This window comes from Streptomyces sp. NPDC054883 (assembly GCF_053610645.1).
Genome location: NZ_JBSGYT010000080.1, coordinates 1 through 19064 on the forward strand (window position 1 = coordinate 1; position 19064 = coordinate 19064).

Consider the following 19064-nt stretch of genomic DNA (forward strand, 5'->3'; position numbering starts at 1 on the left):
TTCCAGCCTCGCCGGCGTTTGAGGCCGGGCACCGGGCTCCGCCCGGACCGGAGCCTGCGCCCCCTCCCGCAGGGTGGGGCCCACGCGGTCCCGCCCGCACCGCCGCCGGGGCGCTTCCCGCACCCGCAGCGCCGGCGCCGCACGGCCCGTGCCCGTACGCCGCCGCTCGCGCCCCAACGCCCGTGGCGGGGCCCGCTCCCGTCCGACAGGCCCCGCGCCGGACCACCCGCGGCGGGATCGCCATTCGGCCACTGATGCCCGGCCACCCCCCGCGCCCGCGCGCGGCGGCGGCGGCGCGTCCGCGCCCGTCACCTCCACGACAACCGGCGGACAGCCGGCAGGACCCGCTCCCGCCGCCCGCCGGCCCTCCGCGGGCGGCGCCCGGAGCCGCGGCCGGTACGCGTACCGCGCTCGCGCCGCCACGAACTTCGCGCAGGTCGGTGTGGCAGCCGCAGGCCCCGCGCAGCCCGGGCCGAGCGGGCCGGGCCGGGCCGAGCGGGCCGGGCCGGGCCGGGGACGAAACGTCGCCGACCGCCACGGGGCCGCCGCCGACGGCCCCCGGCCGCCACCACGGCGGTACGGTCAAACCGGAAGAACCGCCCCAACTCGGCCCACCCCTGCTGCACTTGAAACCCGCCACGCGCCGGGCTGGACCTTGACGCGGAGCTGTGCTCACCGGTTTGCTGTGCGTGATCATCCGGTCCGCGACCGGCGTGATCCAGCCGCAACGCCCGCACCACCAGTACCGTCCGCGCGTGCTGCCCGCACGCCGTCCACCCGCGTCCGTGTCCAGGAGGGAACCCGCGGATGTCCCCGCCTCCGCCGCCCCTCGGCCGCGCCCGCAAGCGGGACGCCCAGCTCTTCGACCCCGCCCTCTGCGACGCGGAACTGGTCGACGTCCGCTCCCAGTTCACCCAGGGCCGGTGGTCCAAGGCCCGCTCCCTGCTCGTCGGCACCGGCGACGACTGGGACCGCCGAGGCCACCGCGTCGTCGTCCTCGCCCAGACCCCGGCCGCCACCGCCTGGGCCCGCGAATGGCTGCTCGCCGAACCCGACAGCGCCGACGCCGCCACCCTCCTCGCCTGCGCCGCCGTGTTCGACGCCCTTCGCCGCAAGGGCACGCCCGAGGCCGCCGACGAGGCGTGCCGCCGCGCCGCCGCACTGCTCCCCGCCGACCCCACCCCCTGGCTCGGCCTGCTCCTGCTCTCGCGCGCCCACGGCACCGAGGAGGAGTTCAGCCGCCACTTCGACCAGGTACGGGCCCGCCACCGGGAGCACCACCACGCCCACCACCTCATGGTCGCCAAGCTGGCCGAGCGCAACCCCGCCACCGGCTACGACCCGCTCCACGAGGTCTACGACTTCGCCGCCTGGGCCGCCGAGGAGTCCCCGGCCGACTCACCGCTCGCCGTGCTCCCCGTCATCGCGCACGCCGAGCGCTACCGCGTCCTCGCCGCCGTCCACGGCCGCAGCCCCGACGCGGCCGCCGCGCACTGGTCCGGGCGCCGGGCCCGCCAAGTGCTCCGCTCGGCCTTCGACTGGTGGCTCGAATGGGAGCGCGAGGACCACCCCCGCAACCGGGTCGACCTGAACTTCCTCGCCCACGCCAAGCTCTGCGAAGGCCGCCCCGCCGAAGCCGCCGCCCTCTTCCACCGCATCGGCAGCCACGCCACCCGCGCCCCCTGGTCCTATCCCGACCTCGACCCGCACAAGGCGTTCCTGGCCGCGCGCAGCGCCGCGCTCGGCACCGCTTGACCCCCCTCGGGGATCCCCCGGTCCCCGACGTCCCCCGGCGTCCCCGACGCCCCCGCACTTTCGGAAAGGACACCCCGCCATGCCGACGGGCAGATCCACCACCCTCACCGACCCGCCCGAGATACGGACGTACAAGGGCCAGGACCGGGCCCTGCGCGCCGACCGGCTCGGCACCGCCGGTCTGCTGCTCTCCGTACTCGCCGCCAGCGCGCCCCTGATGGTCGTCGCCGGCGTCATGCCCACCATCTTCGGCGTCATGGGCATCGTCGGCCAGCCCTTGCTGTACGTCGTCCTCGGCGTGGTCCTGGCCCTGTTCAGCGTCGGCTACGCCGAGATGAGCCGCCACGTCCACAACGCCGGCGCCTTCTACGCCTACATCGCCCGCGGGCTGGGCCCCACCGCCGGTTCGGCGGCCTCCTTCGTCGCCCTCATCGCCTACAGCGCCATGCAGGTCGGCGTCTACGGCATCCTCGGCTTCGAGGTCTCCGGCCTCTTCGCGAGCTACCTCGACATCGAGCTCGCCTGGTGGATCCCGGCCCTGCTCGCGGTCGCCGCGACCGGCGCCCTCGGCTGGCTGAAGATCGACCTCAACGCCAAGGTGCTCGGCGTCCTGCTCCTGATCGAATGCGCCCTCGTCGTCGTCTTCGACCTCGCCGCCCTCGGCAAGCCCGGCGCCGAAGGCCTCTCGCTGCACGCCTTCGACCCCTCGACGCTCGGCGGAGCCGGACTCGGCACCGCCCTGTGCTTCTGCATCGCCGCCTTCGTCGGCTTCGAGCAGTCGCCGGTCTACGCCGAGGAGACCAGCAAGCCGCACATCGTCGTCTCCCGCGTCATGTTCCTGGCCGTCGGCTTCGTCGCCCTGTTCTTCGCGCTCAGCGCGTGGGCGCTCACCGTCGCCACCGGACCCGGCGAGGTGGTCAAGACCTCCGCCGAAGCCGGTCCCGGCCTGCTCTTCCAGCTCACCGAGAGCCGCCTGGGCACCGCCTTCACCGACGTCCTGCACGTGCTCTTCGTCACCGGCATGTTCGCGGCCATGCTCAGCTTCCACAACGTGGTCGCCCGCTACGCCTTCGCCATGGGCCGCGAGGGCCTCCTGCCGGCCCCCTTCGGCCGGACCAACGCCGGCACCGGCGCCCCCGCCACCGGCTCGCTCCTGCAGACCGGGATCGCCGCCGTCGTCGTCATCGTCTTCGCGGTGACCGACGACAAGCCGGCCGGCGACCCGACCGCGCCCGTCCTGCACCTGTTCACCTGGATGGGCAGCGTCGGCGCCCTCGGTGTGACCCTTCTCATGGCCGCCGCCTCCTTCGCCGTGATCGCCTTCTTCGTCCGCCGGGGCACCGCCGCCGCCCAGATCTGGCGGCTCGTCGCGGCCGGCGCCGCGGGACTCGCCCTGCTGTTCATCGCCGGCTACACCGTCAAGGACTTCGCCGTCCTCGTCGGCGCCGAGGAGGGCTCCGCCCTCAGCTGGATCCTGCCCGCCGTCATCGCCGTCGCCGCGCTCGCCGGCCTGGCGCACGGCCTGGTGCTGCGCTCCCGCCACCCCGGGGCACACGCCCGGATCGGCCTGGGCAACGAGGCCTTCCGCCTCGACCAGGCGGCGGAGTCCGGCCCCCGCGACTGACCCCGGAACACCGCTTTCCAGCGCCAACGAAGCCCCCGGCACCCCTTTCCATGGTCGCCGGGGGCTTCCGCGCACATGAACGCGTTTTTGGCGGGCAGCGGAGCCTCATGGTCTCCTGGGGCCACCAACCGTCCGGACCGCGACACGGGTGAGACCACCCAGCTCCCCTGCACCGCGGCCGGGACCTGCCTGTCCCACCCACGAAGGCGAAGTCATCACATGAGTGACAGCACCTTGGCCAAGGCCCCCAGCCCGCCGTCTTCCCCGCACGTCGACGCCGGCGACGAGGGCTACAGCAAGGACCTCAAGTCCCGCCACATCAACATGATCGCGATCGGCGGGGCGATAGGCACCGGCCTGTTCCTCGGCGCCGGAGGCCGCCTCGCCGGCGCCGGACCCTCCCTCGCGATCGCCTACGCGGTGTGCGGGATCTTCGCCTTCTTCGTGGTCCGGGCCCTCGGCGAGCTCGTCCTCTACCGCCCGTCCTCCGGCGCCTTCGTCAGCTACGCGCGCGAGTTCATGGGCGAGAAGGGCGCCTACGCGGCCGGCTGGCTGTACTTCCTGAACTGGTCGACCACCACCGTCGCCGACATCACCGCCGCCGCGACCTACGCCCACTTCTGGGCGATGTTCACCGACGTTCCCCAGTGGGTCCTGGCCTTCATCGCCCTCGCCGTCGTCCTCACCGCCAATCTGATCTCGGTGAAGTACTTCGGCGAGATGGAATTCTGGTTCTCCCTGGTCAAGGTCGCCGCCCTGGTCGTCTTCCTGGCCGTCGGCATCTACCTCGTCGCCACCAGCCACCCCATCGACGGCCACACCCCCGGCCTGGCCTCGATCACCGACAACGGCGGCATCTTCCCCGTCGGCACGCTCCCGATGCTCCTGGTCATCCAGGGCGTGGTCTTCGCGTACGCCTCCGTCGAGCTCTGCGGCGTCGCCGCCGGCGAGACCGAGAACCCCGAGAAGATCATGCCGAAGGCGATCAACTCGATCATGTGGCGCGTGGGCCTGTTCTACGTCGGCTCGGTCGTCCTGCTCGCCCTGCTGCTCCCGTACACCGAGTACTCGGCCGACCAGAGCCCCTTCGTCACCGTCTTCGACAAGCTCGGCGTACCCGGCGCCGCGGGCGTCATGAACCTGGTCGTCCTGACCGCCGCGCTCTCCAGCCTGAACTCCGGCCTCTACTCCACCGGCCGCATCCTGCGCTCGATGGCCATGTCCGGCTCCGCGCCCAAGTTCACCGGCGTGATGAACAAGGGCAAGGTCCCCTACGGCGGCGTCCTGTTCACCGCGGCCTTCGGCGTCGCCGGCGTCGCCCTGAACGCCTACATGCCGAAGGACGCCTTCGAGATCGTCCTGAACTTCGCCTCCCTCGGCATCCTCGGCACCTGGGCGATGGTCATGCTCTGCTCGCTGCACTTCTGGCGCCGGGCGAAGCAGGGCCGTGTCGAGCGCCCCGCCTACCGGCTGCCCTGGGCCCCGTACACCCAGCTCGTCACGCTGGCGTTCCTGCTCACCGTGCTGGTCCTGATGTGGTGCGACGGGGGAGTGGGCCGCACCACGGTCCTCTTCGTCCCGGTCATCGCCGCCGCCCTCGTGGGCGGCTGGTTCCTGGTCCGCGGCCGCGTCGCCGCCATCGCCGCCGCCCGCGACTGACACCACCACGACGCAGGACCCCGCCGCGGCGGGGTCCTGCGTCGTTCCGCGAGGGCCGCGGACCAGGCTGCGACCGAACGGCCGGGAAAAGCAGAGAACCCCACACGAAGTGTGGGGTTCTCTCAGTGGTGTCCGAGGGGGGACTTGAACCCCCACGCCCGATAAAGGGCACTAGCACCTCAAGCTAGCGCGTCTGCCATTCCGCCACCCGGACAAGGTGTCTGTCTCGCGTCCCTCGCGGGCCGTCCGACGTGGAAAACATTACCAAACATTCCGGGGTCCCCGATCACACCCCCCGGTGACCGGAGAACGCCCTTGGGGACGGCGGCCCGGGGCGGGAGGATGGGGGAGGCAGTCGGTACTGATCAGTGAGAGGAAGCAGCGTGAGCGAGTCGAGCGCGGGCAGGACCGTCTCCGGTGAGGACGAGGTCGTCGACCTCTGCCGGGACCTCATCCGGATCGACACCAGCAACTACGGGGACCACTCGGGCCCCGGCGAGCGCAAGGCGGCCGAGTGGGTCGCGGAGAAGCTGGCCGAGGTCGGGCTGGAACCGCAGATCTTCGAGTCGCACAAGGGGCGGGCCTCGACGGTCGCGCGCATCCAGGGGGAGGACCCCTCGCGGCCGGCGCTGCTGATCCACGGGCACACCGACGTGGTCCCCGCCAATGCCGCCGACTGGACGTACGACCCCTTCGCCGGTGAGATCGCCGACGGGTGCCTGTGGGGGCGCGGCGCCGTCGACATGAAGGACATGGACGCGATGACGCTGGCCGTCGTACGCGACCGCATGCGCAGCGGCCGCAAGCCCCCGCGCGACATCGTCCTCGCCTTCCTCGCCGATGAGGAGGCGGGCGGCGTCTACGGGGCCCGGCACCTCGTCGACAAGCACCCCGGCCTCTTCGAGGGCGTCACCGAGGCCATCGGCGAGGTCGGCGGGTTCTCGTTCACCGTCAACGAGAACCTCCGCCTCTACTTGGTGGAGACCGCCCAGAAGGGCATGCACTGGATGCGGCTCACCGTTGACGGCACCGCCGGACACGGTTCGATGACCAACAACGACAACGCGATCACCGAGCTGTGCGAGGCGGTGGGGCGGCTCGGACGCCACCAGTGGCCGGTGCGCGTGACCAAGACCGTACGGTCCTTCCTCGACGAACTGTCGGACGCCCTCGGAACCCCGCTCGACCCGGACAACATGGACGCCACGCTCGCCAAGCTCGGCGGCATCGCCAAGATGGTCGGCGCGACGCTGCGCAACTCGGCCGCCCCGACGATGCTGGGCGCCGGCTACAAGGTCAACGTCATCCCCGGCCAGGCCACCGCGCACGTCGACGGCCGCTTCCTGCCGGGCTACGAGGACGAGTTCTTCGCCGACCTCGACCGGATCCTCGGCCCGCGCGTGAAGCGCGAGGACGTGCACGCCGACAAGGCCCTGGAAACGGACTTCGACGGCAAGCTGGTCGACGCGATGCAGGGCGCGCTCAAGGCGGAGGACCCGATCGCCCGCGCGGTCCCGTACATGCTCTCGGGAGGCACGGACGCCAAGTCCTTCGACGACCTGGGCATCCGCTGCTTCGGCTTCGCGCCGCTCCAGCTGCCGCCCGAACTGGACTTCGCGGGCATGTTCCACGGAGTGGACGAGCGGGTCCCGGTGGACGGTCTGAAGTTCGGCGTTCGCGTGCTGGACCGATTCATCGACAACGCCTAACGCCGGGGAATCGGGAAGGTGTGCGGATTCCACTGAGAAGAGTGAATGCGCTCATACGCTCGTAGCCCCGGTGATCCCTCCTCGTTACAGGTGGTGCGGTCCGCGGCTGGGACCGCACTTGCCTACTAGGAGGAACAATGCTCAAGAAGGTTGTCGCCGCTGCGGCTGCCACCGGTGGTCTGGTTCTCGCGGGTGCGGGCATGGCTGCCGCCGACGCGGGCGCCCAGGGTGCGGCCATCGGCTCCCCCGGCGTCCTGTCGGGCAACGTCGTTCAGGTCCCGATCCACATCCCGGTCAACGTGTGCGGTAACACCGTCAACGTGATCGGCCTGCTGAACCCGGCCTTCGGCAACACCTGCGTCAACGCCTGACGCGTCTGAAGTCCTTGGCCCCGGAGCGCATCCCAGCGCTCCGGGGCTGCCGGGCTTTCGGGCCCGCATCTCTTTTCTATTCGGCGTCGCAGGCGGGGGAGCGTGTACGGCCTGTACGCCGACCGAACGTACACAGCATGGGGACGAGTACAGATGCGACGACCCGTAGTACAGGTCACCAGGAAGACCCTGATCACCATGGCGGCCGCAGGAGGCGCGCTGGCGCTCGGCGGCGGTTACGCGCACGCGGACGCCGGGGCGGCCGGACACGCCGTGAACTCGCCGGGCGTGCTGTCCGGCAACAACGTGCAGGCGCCCGTGGACGTGCCGGTGAACGCCTGCGGCAACACGGTCACCGTCATCGGAGGCCTGAACCCGGCCTTCGGAAACCGCTGCGTCAACGGGGGCGGCCCCGCGAAGCCCGACCACCCCGGCAACCCCGGAGCCCCGGGCCACCCCGGCAACCCCGGAACCCCGGGCAACCCCGGAACCCCGGGCCACCCCGGCAATCCGGGCCACCCCGACGAGCCGTGCGACGACCACCCGGGCCACCCGGGTACGCCGGGTACGCCGGGCAACCCGGGCAACCCCGGTAACCCGGGTACGCCGGGCAACCCCGGGACTCCGGGACACCCCGGGACTCCGGGCAACCCCGGTAACCCGGGTATGCCGGGCAACCCCGGTACGCCGGGCCAGCCTGGGCACCCGGGTACGCCCGGGAACCCCGGGACTCCGGGACACCCCGGCACCCCGACCGCACCCGGGCACGGCACGGGCACTCCCGGCAGCCCCGCAACGCCCGGCCAGGTCACCGGAGGGGGACTCGCCGCCACCGGGGCCGGTGACGTCCTGACGGCCGGCCTCCCGCTCGCGGGCGGCCTGCTCCTCGCGGGCAGCGTGCTCTACCGGCGCGCCCGCAACGCCGCCTGACGCGGGCGGGAAACGGGCACACGGGTGCTCCCGACGCGGGCCCCCGGCCGGGGGCCCGCGTCACCAAGTGGCGCGGACCTGACGGATGATCCGGCGGCGCAGCCGCACGCGGCGACTGCCGTCCCGGAGCAGCGTCAGCCGGTCGAGCTCCCAGTGCCCGTACTCGGCATGGTCGGTCAACAGGCGGGTCGTCTCCTGGCGGGGCACCCCGCGGGGTACGTACAGGTCGACAAATTCGTATTCCGGCATCGCATCTATTGTGCGGGCAGAGGCCTGCTACGGATAGCGTCTGCACTATGTCTGATGCCGCTCTGCCCACTGTTGCCGAGGTACGCGCCGCCGCCGAGGCGGTCAAGGCCGCGCTCGACCGCCACCTCGCCGCGGTCGAGAGCAGGATCGGGGACGACGACCCGGCCGTCTACGCCGCGTTCAACGAGCTCGCCGCCGCCGCGGACGAGTACGACGAACTGCTCTACGACCGCTACGACGAGGTCACTCCCTTCGAGATCCCCACCCCCGAGGACGGTGTCCCGTACACCGGACCCGCCGAGCCCGCCGCGTTCAGCGTGCTCATCCGCCGCGACTACGCCGTGGTCGAACCACAGCGCCTGATCGCCCAGGCCGACCGCGTCGCCGCGCACGACCCGGACGCCGAGCCCGTCGAGGACGGCGGCACCGCCGGAGCGCTGGGCGTCCTCTTCGGGGAGTACGAGCCCGACGAGATCCACTCCCGCTACCGGGAGTTCGGCCTGGAGGAGGGCGACTCCACGCTCTGGGTCGCCGCCGCGGAGGAGGTCGCGGAACCGGGCGAGTGGCTCGACTCGCCCTTCGAGCACGCCGACGCGCAGAACGTGCTGCACCGGTTCGACGTGAGTTCCGTCTTCGACGACGAGCCGGAGGACTTCGAGGACGACGACGCGCCGGACGGGGCCTCGGCGCCGGGCCTCACCCCGGCCTGATCACCGCACCACCGTGTGGCCCCCGCCCGGCTCCGGGCGGGGGCCACACCGGCGTCGTGTCCCTTACTGCGGCTCTTCCCCGGCGGACGCCGCGAGGCCCCGCAGCAGGTCCGCCAGCCGGGTCGTGCGCGGCTTGGCCGGCACGCCGGCCACCGCGCGCGCCAGTGCCTGGTCGACGCCGTGCACCACGGACAGGTGTCGCTCCGCGCGCCCGAAGGCCGTGTACACCCAGTCCCGGGACAGCGCGTCCGCCGCGTCCCCCGGCAGCACCACGACGACCGCGGGCCAGCGCGCGCCCACGGCCTGGTGCCCGGTCACGGCCCAGCCGTGCCGCACCGCCGACTCCACCCGCTCCTTCGGTACGACGATCCGCGCACCCGCCGCGTCCAGGTGCAGCCCCTGCGCGTCGGCCGACACCACCCGGGCCGGCCGGGCCCGCCCGGGCGCGGGCACGTACACCACCTTGTCGCCGGGGTCGAAGCCGCCGAACCGGCCCGGGCCGGGGTTCAGCCGCTCCTTGAGGGCCGCGTTCAGCGCCCGGGTCCCCGCCGAACCGCCGTGGCCCGGGGTGATCACCTGCACCTCGTCGGCCGGGATCCCGAAAGCGCGCGGTACCGACTCGGCCACCAGCTGGACCGTGCGGTGGACGGCCTCGCCCGCGTCCCGCACCGGGACGATGACGACCTCCTTGCCGGGGGCGTCGACCTGGTTCAGCTCCCCGGCGCCGATCCCCGACACCAGCTCGCCCAGCGGGCCCGGATCCGGGACGCGGGAGACGACCTCGGGGCAGGTCCGGGCCGCCAGCACATCGGCGAACACCCGCCCGGGCCCCGCGGAACCGAGCACGGCGGGATCCCCGGACAGCACCAGGCGGGCCCCGTCGGGCAGTGACTCCACCAGCGCGGCCGCGCTCTCCACGTCCAGCTGGGGCGCGTCCAGGACGACGAGCAGGTCCAGCGCGAACTGCCCGTCGGCGTCCCGCCCGGGCCCCTCCGTCCCGTCCAGCAGGCCCGCCACGGTGACGGCGCCGTCCGCCGGGGCGTGCGCGGCCAGAGCGGCCCGCAGGCCGAGCCGGCGGGCGGCCGCCACCAGGGCCGACGGTTCGGCGCGGGCGGCCTCGCCGCCGGTGTGGGTGACCAGCCCGTGGCCGGAGACGGCCCGGATCAGCTCGGCGCCGGGAGCGCCCGCCGCGGCCTCCGTCCAGTCCGCCGGGCCGGCGAAGGTGCTGGCCAGCCGGGCCAGGCCGTCGGCCAGGCTCTCCTCGGCCAGCGCGTAACCCTCCAGCCCCACCAGGACGGTGCCGGGCGGCTCGTCCTCCTGCCCGTCCTGCTCGCCGTCTCCGGACTCCGCGGACCCGGCGCCCGCCGCCGGTTCGTGGAACACCAGCACCGCGCCGTCGCCGATGGCCCGCTCCAGGGCCCCGGCCGGGTCCGGCACGCCGTACTGGGCCAGCGCCTTCTCCAGGACCGGCGCCTCCAGGGCGGTGTGTCCCTTGAGCGCGGCCTGGGCCAGCAGCCAGCCCACCAGGGCGCCGCCGCGGCGCTCGTCCCCCGGGTCCGCGCCGGGGCCCAGCAGGGCGCGGGCGAACCCGTCGGCCTGGGCGGGCCGCACCGACGCCACCGCCAGCAGCCGCCACGGATCCTCCGCGAGCTGCTCGGCGGCGCCCTCGCCCAGCGCGGTGGCGGCCGCCTCGGCCAGCGCCTCGGGGGCGCCGCCCCGGGCCAGCACCGCCCGTACGCCCTCGACGTCCCCGGCCGCGGCGACCGGCGCGGGGGCGCGGGGCTGCGGCGGAGCGGGGAACGCCGCCTTGCGCGGCGCGGCCGGGGCGTCGTCGAAGTACGCGGCGGGCTTGGCCCCGCTCTCCACCGCCCGTACGGCGGCCAGCAGATCGGCGGCGGTCCCGCTGAGCTTGGTGCCCGCCTCCACCGGCGCCTGCCGCTCCGCCTTGCGCCGGGCGATCCGTTCCCGCTCGATCTTCTGCGCGGCCAGCTCCGCCTGGGCCTCGGTCAGCCCGGGCTTGGCGCCGTCCGCCGCGGCCCCGTCCGCCGTCGCCCCGGCCTGCCCTTCGGCCGCGCCCGCGGTTTCCGCCGGGTCCTGATCGGCCGCCGGGCCCCGGGCCGGCGCCGGTTCCGCCGTCTCCCGCGGGCTCGGGCCGGCTTCGTCGGCGGCGTCCGATGCCCGGGGCGCGGGTTCCCCGCCGGAGGGTTCCGGGGTACGCGCGCCCTCGACGGCCCCGGCCTCCGGGCCGGGGGTCTCCGGTTCGTCCGCGGCGCCGGTGGCGGCGGGGTCGGTACTCACAGCGTGCTCCAGTCCTGGTCGGGATAGCGGTGCACGGGCGCCGACACGTCGTCCAGCGCCCGGCAGATCTCCTCCGGAAGAGTAAGTGCCTCCACCGACAGCGCTGCCCCCAGCTGCGCCGCGGTACGCGCCCCGACGATCGGCGCGACCACCCCCGGCCGGTCCCGCACCCACGCGAGCGCCACCTGGAGCGGGGTCACGGCCAGCCCGTGCGCGGCCGTCGCCACGGCGTCCACGATCCGGCCCGACGCCTCGTCCAGGTACGGGTCCACGAAGGCGGCCATGGTCTGCGACGCGCCCCGCGAGTCGGCCGGGGTACCCGCCCGGTACTTCCCCGTGAGCACGCCGCGCCCCAGCGGCGAGGACGGCAGCAGGCCCACGCCGAGGTCCAGCGCGGCCGGCAGCACCTCACGCTCAACGCCCCGCTGGAGCAGCGAGTACTCCATCTGCGTGGAGGCGAGCCGAATCCGGGTACCGGGCGCCGCGAGCTGCCAGGTCGCCGCCTTCGCCAGCTGCCAGCCGCTGTAGCCCGCCACCCCCGCGTACCGGGCCCGACCGCTGCTGACGGCGAGGTCCAGCGCCTGGAGGGTCTCCTCCAGCGGGGTCCGCGGGTCGAAGGCGTGCACCTGCCACAGGTCCACGTACTCGGTTCCCAACCGGGCCAGCGAGTCGTCCAGCGCCGCCAGCAGGTGTCCGCGCGAGCCGTCGCACCGCCGGTCCGGGTCCCGCACCGAGCCCGACTTCGTCGCGATCACCAGCTCCCGGCGCGGCACCAGCTTGCCGGCCAGCTGTCCGAGGAGGTACTCCGCCTCCCCGCCCCCGTACACGTCGGCGGTGTCGACGAAGGTGCCGCCCGCCTCCCAGAAGGTCTTCAACTGTTCTGCGGCGCCCGCCTCGTCCGGTCCCTCCGCGGACCGGCCCCAGGTCAGGGTGCCGAGGCCGATCCGGGACACGCGCAGGCCGGTGCGGCCGAGATGCCTCTGCTCCATGAGCGCTGAGACTACTGGGGCCCTGCCGCGGACGACCGGGGCGCGCTACAGTCCCCGCAGACCTACGTTACTGATCGGTAAACCGGTAAGGGGACGACTCATGCGGCTCGGCATCAATCTCGGTTACTGGGGTGCGGGCATGGACGGCGACAACCTCGCCGTCGCCCAGGAGGCCGACCGCCTCGGCTACGACGTCTGCTGGGCCGCCGAGGCCTACGGCTCCGACGCCGCGACGGTGCTGGCCTGGGTCGCTGCCCAGACCGAGCGGATCGACGTCGGCTCGGCGATCTTCCAGATCCCGGCCCGCCAGCCCGCGATGACGGCCATGACCGCCGCCACCCTCGACTCGCTCACCAAGGGCCGCTTCCGGCTCGGCCTCGGCGTCTCCGGACCGCAGGTCTCCGAGGGCTGGTACGGGGTGAAGTTCGACAAGCCGCTCGCCCGGACCCGCGAGTACGTGGAGATCGTCCGCAAGGCAATGAGCCGCGAGCGCCTCTCCTACGAAGGGCAGCACTGGACCCTCCCGCTGCCCGGCGGCCCCGGCAAGCCGATCAAGCTGACCGTGCACCCCGAGCGCGAGCACATCCCGCTCTACATCGCCGCCATGGGGCCGAAGAACCTGGAGCAGACCGGCGAGATCGCCGACGGCGCACTGCTGATCTTCCCCGCCGCCGAGCACCTGGAGGAGACGGCCCTGCGCCACATCCGCGCGGGCCGCGAGAAGGCCGGGCTGACGATGGACGGCTTCGACGTCTGCCCCACGGTGCCCCTCGCCGTCGGCGACGACGTCAACACCCTCGCGGACACGTTCCGGCCGTACACCGCCCTGTACGTCGGCGGTATGGGCAGCCCGAAGCAGAACTTCTACAACCAGCTCGCACAGCGCATGGGCTACGAGAAGGAAGCGGCCGAGATCCAGGCCAAGTACCTGGGCGGCGACAAGACGGGCGCCGCCGCCGCGGTCCCGCACTCGCTGATCGACTCGACGACCCTGCTCGGCTCCGTGGAGCGGATCGCGGACGGGATGCGCGCCTACGCCGACGCCGGGGTCACCACCCTGACGCTCGCGCCCGCCGGGTTCACCCTGGACGAGCGGGTCACCGCCCTGCGGGCCGGCGTCGAGGCCCTGGAACACGCCGGCCTGGCCTGAGGAACGCCCTGCGGCCGTGGTGGGGGCTCGGGGGGTCTTCCCCGCCACGGCCGACACACGCAACAACGCGGACGCGGGCCCCGGGGTTACGCCCTGGGGCCGCGGCGTTCGCTTCGTTCATTCGGCCGAGTCGTGCCACGCATCGGTTGCCCGCCCGCCGCATCCGCATTTGACTCGGAACATGCTCTCTGCGCGCAGCCTGTTCCAGGAGATCGTCGATGACGACGACTCCTTCCAGCTGTTCTGTTCCATCGCCGCCAGCGGGGAGGCCCAGGGCGGCTGGGAGAACGGCCGGATCGCCGCTCTCGTCCCCGACGGCATGCGCCACCTCGCGCCGAAGATCACCCGGCACGGAGCCGACGAGGACAAGCACGGCCGCATCTTCCAGGCCCTGCTGCGCAAGCGCGGCCTGCCCGCCGTCCCGGTCCCGCCCGAGACGGACTACACGATGCTGCTGGAACGCCGGGGCATCGGCCTCGCGCACGACAAGCTCAGCCGCGAGGAGCCGCTGACGGCGCGGGACATCGTCGTCTACCTCGCGCACAGCCGCGTCACCGAACAGCGGGCCGCCGACCAGATGGAGATGCTGGTGAAGCACTTCGGCGACCACCCCGAGATCGGCAAGGCCGTCCGTATGATCAGCAACGACGAGGACAACCACCTCGCCTACTGCCACGAGGAGCTGCTGGCCCTCGTCCGGGCCGGCCACGGCCGCACCATCCAGCGGGTGCTCCGCGACAGCGCCCTCGTGGAGATCGGCATCTACCGGGACGTCAGCCTCGCCGTCATGGACCACATGGGCCGGCTGCTGAGGTGGCCCGCCCCCAAGGCGGCCGCCCTCGCCGCCGGGATCCGTGCCGTGTACGCCTACGAGCGGTTCAGCGGCTGGCACCGCATGGTCAGCCTGCGCATGCCCCAGCGGCGCAACGCACTGGGCGGCGTCCCGGCCGGCGCACCGGGTTACGTCTGACGGCCCGGGCGGTCCGTCCTAGAGCCAGCCGCGGCGCTTGAACAGCCGGTGCAGTCCCAGGCAGGCTCCCGCCATGACCACCAGGACCGCCGGGTAGCCCCAGCCCTGCCGGAGCTCCGGCATGTGCTCGAAGTTCATCCCGTAGATCCCCGCCACCATCGTCGGGACGGCCGCCATCGCCGCCCACGCGGAGATCTTGCGCATGTCGTCGTTCTGCCGGACGCCCATCTGCGCCAGGTGCGCCGAGAGCGCGTCCGACAGCAGCCGGTCCAGCCCCTCGATGTACTCGTTCGCCTTCGTCAGGTGGTCGGCGACGTCGCGGAAGAAGGGCTGGGAGTGCTCGTGCACGAACGGCACCTCCCCGAAGGCGAGCCGGTCCATCGGCTGGAGCAGCGGGCTCGTCGCCCGGCGGAACTCCAGCACCTGCCGCTTGAAACCGTAGATCCGGGCGGCCGTGGACTTGGTGCGCCGACTGTCCGAGTCGTTCGGGGCGAACACCTCCGCCTCCAGCTCCTCCAGGTCCGCCTGCAGCTCCGCCGCCACCTCGATGTAGTGGTCCACCACCGCGTCCGACACCGCGTACAGCACCGCCGTCGGACCGTGCCGGAGCACGTCCGGGTCCTGCTCCAGGCGGTGCCGTACGGCGGCCAGCGCGGCCCCCTCGCCGTGCCGGACCGTGACCACGAAGGAGTCGCCGATGAAGACCATCAGCTCGCCGGTGGTCACCGTGTCGGTGTCGTCGTCGTACATGACGGGCTTGAGGACGACGAAGAGCGAATCGTCGTAAACCTCCAGCTTCGGGCGCTGATGCGCGGTCAGCGCGTCCTCCACCGCCAGCTTGTGCAGCCCGAACTCCTGGCTGACGTGCTCGAATTCGTCCTCCGTGGGCTCGTGCATCCCCACCCACAGGAAGGCGTCACCCGTCGCCCGCGCCTCGTCGAGGGCATCCGAGAAATCCTCGGGTGCCTCGGAGCGGCGGCCGTCCCGGTACATCGCGCAGTCGACTATCACGCCGGGCATTCTCCCTTGACCTGGGCCCACCCGCACACCGCCGGCACCGCTTAGGGTGGGCTCATGGCCACGCTGATCCTCGTACGGCACGGGCGGTCCACCGCCAACACCGCAGGCTTGCTCGCCGGATGGACCCCGGGAGTGAGCCTTGACGAACGCGGCGCCGAGCAGGCCGCCGCACTGCCCGGACGCCTCGACGGGGTGCCGCTCGCCGCCGTCGTCAGCAGCCCGCTGCAGCGCTGCCAGGAGACCCTCGCACCCCTGCTGGCGGCCCGGCCCGGGCTGAGCCTGCAGACCGACGAGCGGATCGGCGAATGCCACTACGGCGACTGGTCCGGACGCAAACTCTCCGAACTCGCCGACGAACCCCTGATGAAGATCGTCCAGCAGCACCCCTCCGCCGCAGCCTTCCCCGGCGGCGAGACCATGCGCGCCATGCAGGCCCGCGCCGTGGACGCCGTACGGGAGTGGAACGCGCGGATCGAGGAAGAGCACGGGGCGGACGCCGTCTTCCTCATGTGCTCGCACGGCGACATCGTCAAGTCCCTCGTCGCGGACGCCCTGGGCATGCACCTCGACCTCTTCCAGCGGATCCACGTCGACCCCTGCTCCGTCACCGCCATCCGCTACACCCCGACCCGGCCGTTCCTGTTCCGCCTCGGCGACACCGGGGACTTCGCCGCCCTCGTGCCGCGCAAATCGCCCGAAGACGGCGGGGACGCCGTCGTCGGCGGCGGCGCGGGCGCGGCCTGATCGAACGGCGCAGTAGGGTGGACGGGCCAACACAGGCAGCCCGCCCACGCCCCGCCCCTGCCACCGACACTTGGAGACTGGACGTGCCCCGTCAGGTGTTCCTTTACGACCCGCCGGACCGCTTCGTGGCCGGCACGGTCGGTCTGCCTGGACGCCGTACGTTCTTCCTCCAGGCCTCCTCCGGCACCCGGGTCACCAGCGTCTCCCTGGAGAAGACCCAGGTCGCCGCGCTCGCCGAGCGGATGGACGAACTGCTGGACGAGGTCGTGCGGCGCACCGGCGGCAACGCCCCGGTCCCGGCCGTAGCCTCCGCCGAGGCCGCCGACACCGCCCCGCTCGACGTACCCGTCGAGGAGGAGTTCCGCGTCGGCACCATGGCACTGGCCTGGGACGGCGAGGAACAGCGCATGATCGTCGAGGCGCAGGCGCTCGTGGAACTCGACGCCGACTCCGACGAGGACCTCGCCGAGGCCGAGGAACGGCTGCTCCAGGACGAGGAGAACGGCCCGCCGATGCTGCGCGTGCGGCTTTCCGGCGTCCAGGCCCGGGCCTTCGCCAAACGGGCGCTGGACGTGGTCAACGCCGGCCGGCCGCCGTGCCCGCTGTGCAGCCTGCCGCTCGACCCCGAAGGACACGTGTGTCCCCGCCAGAACGGCTACCGGCGCCAGGCGTGAGCGCCGTGAACCCGACCGAGGAACTCCTCGCCAAAGGTGAGCTGACCGTCCGGGGCCGCATCGCCGAGGCCTCCAACGCCGTCCTGCTGTGCACCGTGACGCACGACGGCGTCAGCGCCGAATGCGTCTACAAGCCCGTCAAGGGCGAGCGGCCGCTGTGGGACTTCCCCGACGGCAGCCTGGCCCAGCGCGAGCGGGCCGCCTACCTGGTCTCCGAGGCGACCGGCTGGGGACTGGTACCGGAGACGGTGCTGCGCGAGGGCCCCTACGGCGAAGGCATGGTCCAGCGGTGGATCGACCCCGGTGACCCGGCCGAGCCGGGGCTGCTGGCGCTCGTCGAGGGGGAGGAGGCCGGCGAGGGCTGGAAGCCGGTCGCCCTCGCCGAGGTGGGGGAGGGGCGCACCGCCCTGCTCGTGCACGCCGACGACCCGAGGCTGCGCCGGCTCGCGGTCCTCGACGCCGTCATCAACAACGCCGACCGCAAGGGCGGCCACCTGCTGCCCGCCCCCGACGGCCGGCTCTACGGCATCGACCACGGCGTGACCTTCCACGCCGACGACAAGCTGCGCACCCTGCTGTGGGGCTGGGCCGGCGAGCCGCTGACGGACGAGGCCCGGACGGTGCTGACCTCCCTGGCCGCCCAGCTGGCCGACGGAGGGCCGCTCGCCACCCGGCTGGCGGAACTGATCACCGCCGGTGAGCTGGCCGCCGTACGGGCCCGTGTGGCCCTCCTGCTGCGCGAAGGGACGCATCCCCGCCCGTCAGGGCAGTGGCCCGCCATCCCCTGGCCGCCCGTCTGAGCCGCGCGGGCGCCGCCGACGGCCCCACGCACAGAACCGGCCGGATCGCAAGGATGGCGATCAAGCCAACAGTGCTGGTCCGGTTCGATGACGGAACACCCGTCCGGTTAGTCTCGGAGCATGCATGCCTGGCCCGCTTCTGAGGTCCCCGCCCTGCCTGGCAAGGGCCGCGACCTCCAGATCCACGACACCGCGACCCAGGGGACGATCACCCTCGACCCCGGTCCCGTCGCCCGAATCTACGTCTGCGGCATCACGCCGTACGACGCCACCCACATCGGTCACGCGGCCACCTACAACGCGTTCGACCTGGTGCAGCGCGTGTGGCTCGACACCAAGCGGCAGGTCCACTACGTCCAGAACGTCACGGACGTCGACGATCCGCTGCTGGAGCGGGCGCAGCGCGACGGCCACGACTGGACCGAGCTCGCCGAACGCGAGACGGCCCTCTTCCGCGAGGACATGACCGCCCTGCGGATCCTGCCGCCGCGGCAGTACATCGGTGCCGTCGAGGCCATACCCGGCATCGTGCCGCTCGTCGAGCGGCTCAGGGACGCGGGCGCCGCCTACGAGCTCGAAGGCGACGTCTACTTCTCGGTGGAGTCGGACCCGCACTTCGGCGGCGTCTCGAACCTGGACGCCGAGGCCATGCGGCTGCTCTCCGCGGAACGCGGCGGCGACCCCGAGCGCCCGGGCAAGAAGAACCCGCTGGACCCGATGCTGTGGATGGCCGCGCGGCCGGGCGAGCCGAGCTGGGACGGCGGCTCACTGGGCCGGGGCCGGCCGGGCTGGCACATCGAGTGCGTGGCCATCGCCCTGGATCATCTGGGCATGGGCTTCGACATCCAGGGCGGCGGCTCCGACCTGGCCTTCCCGCACCACGAGATGGGCGCCTCGCACGCCCAGGCGCTGACGGGCGACTTCCCGATGGCCAAGGCGTACGTGCACGCGGGCATGGTCGCGTTGAACGGGCAGAAGATGTCGAAGTCCAAGGGCAACCTGGTCTTCGTCTCCGCGCTGCGCCGGGCGGGAGTCGACCCGGCCGCGATCCGGCTCGCGCTGCTGTCCCACCACTACCGGGCCGACTGGGAGTGGACGGACGCGGTCCTGGAGGAGGCGGTGGCCCGCTTGGAGCGCTGGCGGGCCGCGGTGTCCCGGCCGGACGGCATCCCCGCGGACGCCCTGGTCGAGGAGGTCCGCGAGGCCCTCGCGAACGACCTGGACGCCCCCGCCGCGCTGGCGGCCGTCGACCGCTGGGCGCAGGCCCAGAACGCCTCGGACGGCGACGACGAGTCCGCCCCGGGGCTGGTCTCCCGCACGGTGGACGCGCTGCTGGGCGTGGCCCTGTAAGCCGCCGCGTCGGCGGGGACGAACGGAACGGACAACGCCGGACCGGCCGCGTGTGCGGCCGG

Annotated in this window: 17 protein-coding genes and 1 tRNA gene; 13 read left to right on the forward strand and 5 right to left on the reverse strand. The window is 73.2% G+C overall.

Translation table 11 applies throughout. The features are described from left to right. The first annotated feature begins 807 nt into the window (after positions 1-807). From ACWGH1_RS34045 to ACWGH1_RS34055, 3 genes are all read left to right on the forward strand, one after another. Positions 808-1755 carry a hypothetical protein gene (locus ACWGH1_RS34045; RefSeq protein ID WP_453356024.1) on the forward strand — a complete coding sequence of 316 codons (948 nt, stop codon included), beginning with the start codon at positions 808-810 and terminating at the stop codon, positions 1753-1755. A 79-nt stretch (positions 1756-1834) separates the two neighbouring features. Further along, entirely contained in the window at positions 1835-3379 is a 1545-nt protein-coding gene (locus tag ACWGH1_RS34050) for an APC family permease (protein ID WP_453356023.1), read from the forward strand. Positions 3380-3598: 219 nt separating this feature from the next. Further along, a complete protein-coding gene (locus ACWGH1_RS34055; protein ID WP_453356022.1) occupies positions 3599-5038 on the forward strand; it encodes an amino acid permease in 1440 nt (479 codons plus the stop codon). 126 nt (positions 5039-5164) lie between these two features. Here the strand turns inward: ACWGH1_RS34055 and ACWGH1_RS34060 are convergent. Continuing rightward, positions 5165-5252: transfer RNA gene (locus tag ACWGH1_RS34060), tRNA-Leu, on the reverse strand. 169 nt (positions 5253-5421) lie between these two features. Between ACWGH1_RS34060 and ACWGH1_RS34065 the strand changes: the two genes are divergently transcribed. The 3 genes from ACWGH1_RS34065 (at position 5422) to ACWGH1_RS34075 (ending at position 8048) form a co-directional block, all read left to right on the forward strand. Continuing rightward, positions 5422-6747, forward strand: coding sequence for a M20/M25/M40 family metallo-hydrolase (locus tag ACWGH1_RS34065; RefSeq protein WP_453357545.1), 1326 nt, complete (start codon positions 5422-5424; stop codon positions 6745-6747). 137 nt (positions 6748-6884) lie between these two features. Beyond that, positions 6885-7118, forward strand: a complete 234-nt coding sequence (chpH, locus tag ACWGH1_RS34070) for a chaplin ChpH (protein ID WP_136215000.1) — start codon at positions 6885-6887, stop codon at positions 7116-7118. Positions 7119-7271: 153 nt separating this feature from the next. Beyond that, positions 7272-8048 (forward strand): chaplin family protein, encoded by a 777-nt coding sequence (locus tag ACWGH1_RS34075; protein WP_453409310.1) that lies wholly within the window; start codon positions 7272-7274, stop codon positions 8046-8048. Between the two features lie 60 nt (positions 8049-8108). Here the strand turns inward: ACWGH1_RS34075 and ACWGH1_RS34080 are convergent, their stop codons facing one another. Then, a complete protein-coding gene (locus ACWGH1_RS34080; protein ID WP_112452273.1) occupies positions 8109-8297 on the reverse strand; it encodes a DUF5703 family protein in 189 nt (62 codons plus the stop codon). A 47-nt stretch (positions 8298-8344) separates the two neighbouring features. Here ACWGH1_RS34080 and ACWGH1_RS34085 point away from each other — a divergent pair, with 47 nt between their 5' ends. Beyond that, positions 8345-9007, forward strand: coding sequence for a hypothetical protein (locus ACWGH1_RS34085; protein ID WP_453409311.1), 663 nt, complete (start codon positions 8345-8347; stop codon positions 9005-9007). Between the two features lie 63 nt (positions 9008-9070). Here the strand turns inward: ACWGH1_RS34085 and ACWGH1_RS34090 are convergent, their stop codons facing one another. Beyond that, entirely contained in the window at positions 9071-11305 is a 2235-nt protein-coding gene (locus ACWGH1_RS34090; RefSeq protein WP_453409312.1) for a helix-hairpin-helix domain-containing protein, read from the reverse strand. Continuing rightward, positions 11302-12294 (reverse strand): aldo/keto reductase, encoded by a 993-nt coding sequence (locus ACWGH1_RS34095; protein ID WP_453353972.1) that lies wholly within the window; start codon positions 12292-12294, stop codon positions 11302-11304. The genes ACWGH1_RS34090 and ACWGH1_RS34095 overlap by 4 nt, the downstream gene beginning before the upstream one ends. Before the next feature lie 100 nt (positions 12295-12394). On the opposite strand from ACWGH1_RS34095, the gene ACWGH1_RS34100 reads away from it, so the two are divergent. Both ACWGH1_RS34100 and ACWGH1_RS34105 read left to right on the forward strand, forming a co-directional pair. Next, entirely contained in the window at positions 12395-13444 is a 1050-nt protein-coding gene (locus ACWGH1_RS34100; protein WP_453353973.1) for an LLM class F420-dependent oxidoreductase, read from the forward strand. 181 nt (positions 13445-13625) lie between these two features. Next, a complete protein-coding gene (locus tag ACWGH1_RS34105) occupies positions 13626-14414 on the forward strand; it encodes a ferritin-like domain-containing protein (RefSeq protein ID WP_453353974.1) in 789 nt (262 codons plus the stop codon). A gap of 18 nt (positions 14415-14432) precedes the next feature. Here the strand turns inward: ACWGH1_RS34105 and corA are convergent, their stop codons facing one another. Next, entirely contained in the window at positions 14433-15434 is a 1002-nt protein-coding gene (gene corA, locus ACWGH1_RS34110; RefSeq protein ID WP_453353975.1) for a magnesium/cobalt transporter CorA, read from the reverse strand. Between the two features lie 54 nt (positions 15435-15488). On the opposite strand from corA, the gene ACWGH1_RS34115 reads away from it, so the two are divergent. The 4 genes from ACWGH1_RS34115 (at position 15489) to mshC (ending at position 19002) form a co-directional block, all read left to right on the forward strand. After that, positions 15489-16178, forward strand: a complete 690-nt coding sequence (locus ACWGH1_RS34115) for a histidine phosphatase family protein (RefSeq protein WP_453409313.1) — start codon at positions 15489-15491, stop codon at positions 16176-16178. A gap of 83 nt (positions 16179-16261) precedes the next feature. Further along, positions 16262-16852 carry a DUF3090 domain-containing protein gene (locus tag ACWGH1_RS34120; protein WP_453353977.1) on the forward strand — a complete coding sequence of 197 codons (591 nt, stop codon included), beginning with the start codon at positions 16262-16264 and terminating at the stop codon, positions 16850-16852. A 5-nt stretch (positions 16853-16857) separates the two neighbouring features. Next, positions 16858-17652, forward strand: coding sequence for an SCO1664 family protein (locus ACWGH1_RS34125; RefSeq protein ID WP_453353979.1), 795 nt, complete (start codon positions 16858-16860; stop codon positions 17650-17652). 120 nt (positions 17653-17772) lie between these two features. Next, the gene (gene mshC / locus ACWGH1_RS34130) at positions 17773-19002 is read left to right on the forward strand and encodes a cysteine--1-D-myo-inosityl 2-amino-2-deoxy-alpha-D-glucopyranoside ligase (RefSeq protein WP_453409314.1); all 1230 of its coding nucleotides are present in this window, start codon (positions 17773-17775) and stop codon (positions 19000-19002) included. Positions 19003-19064: the final 62 nt, after the last annotated feature.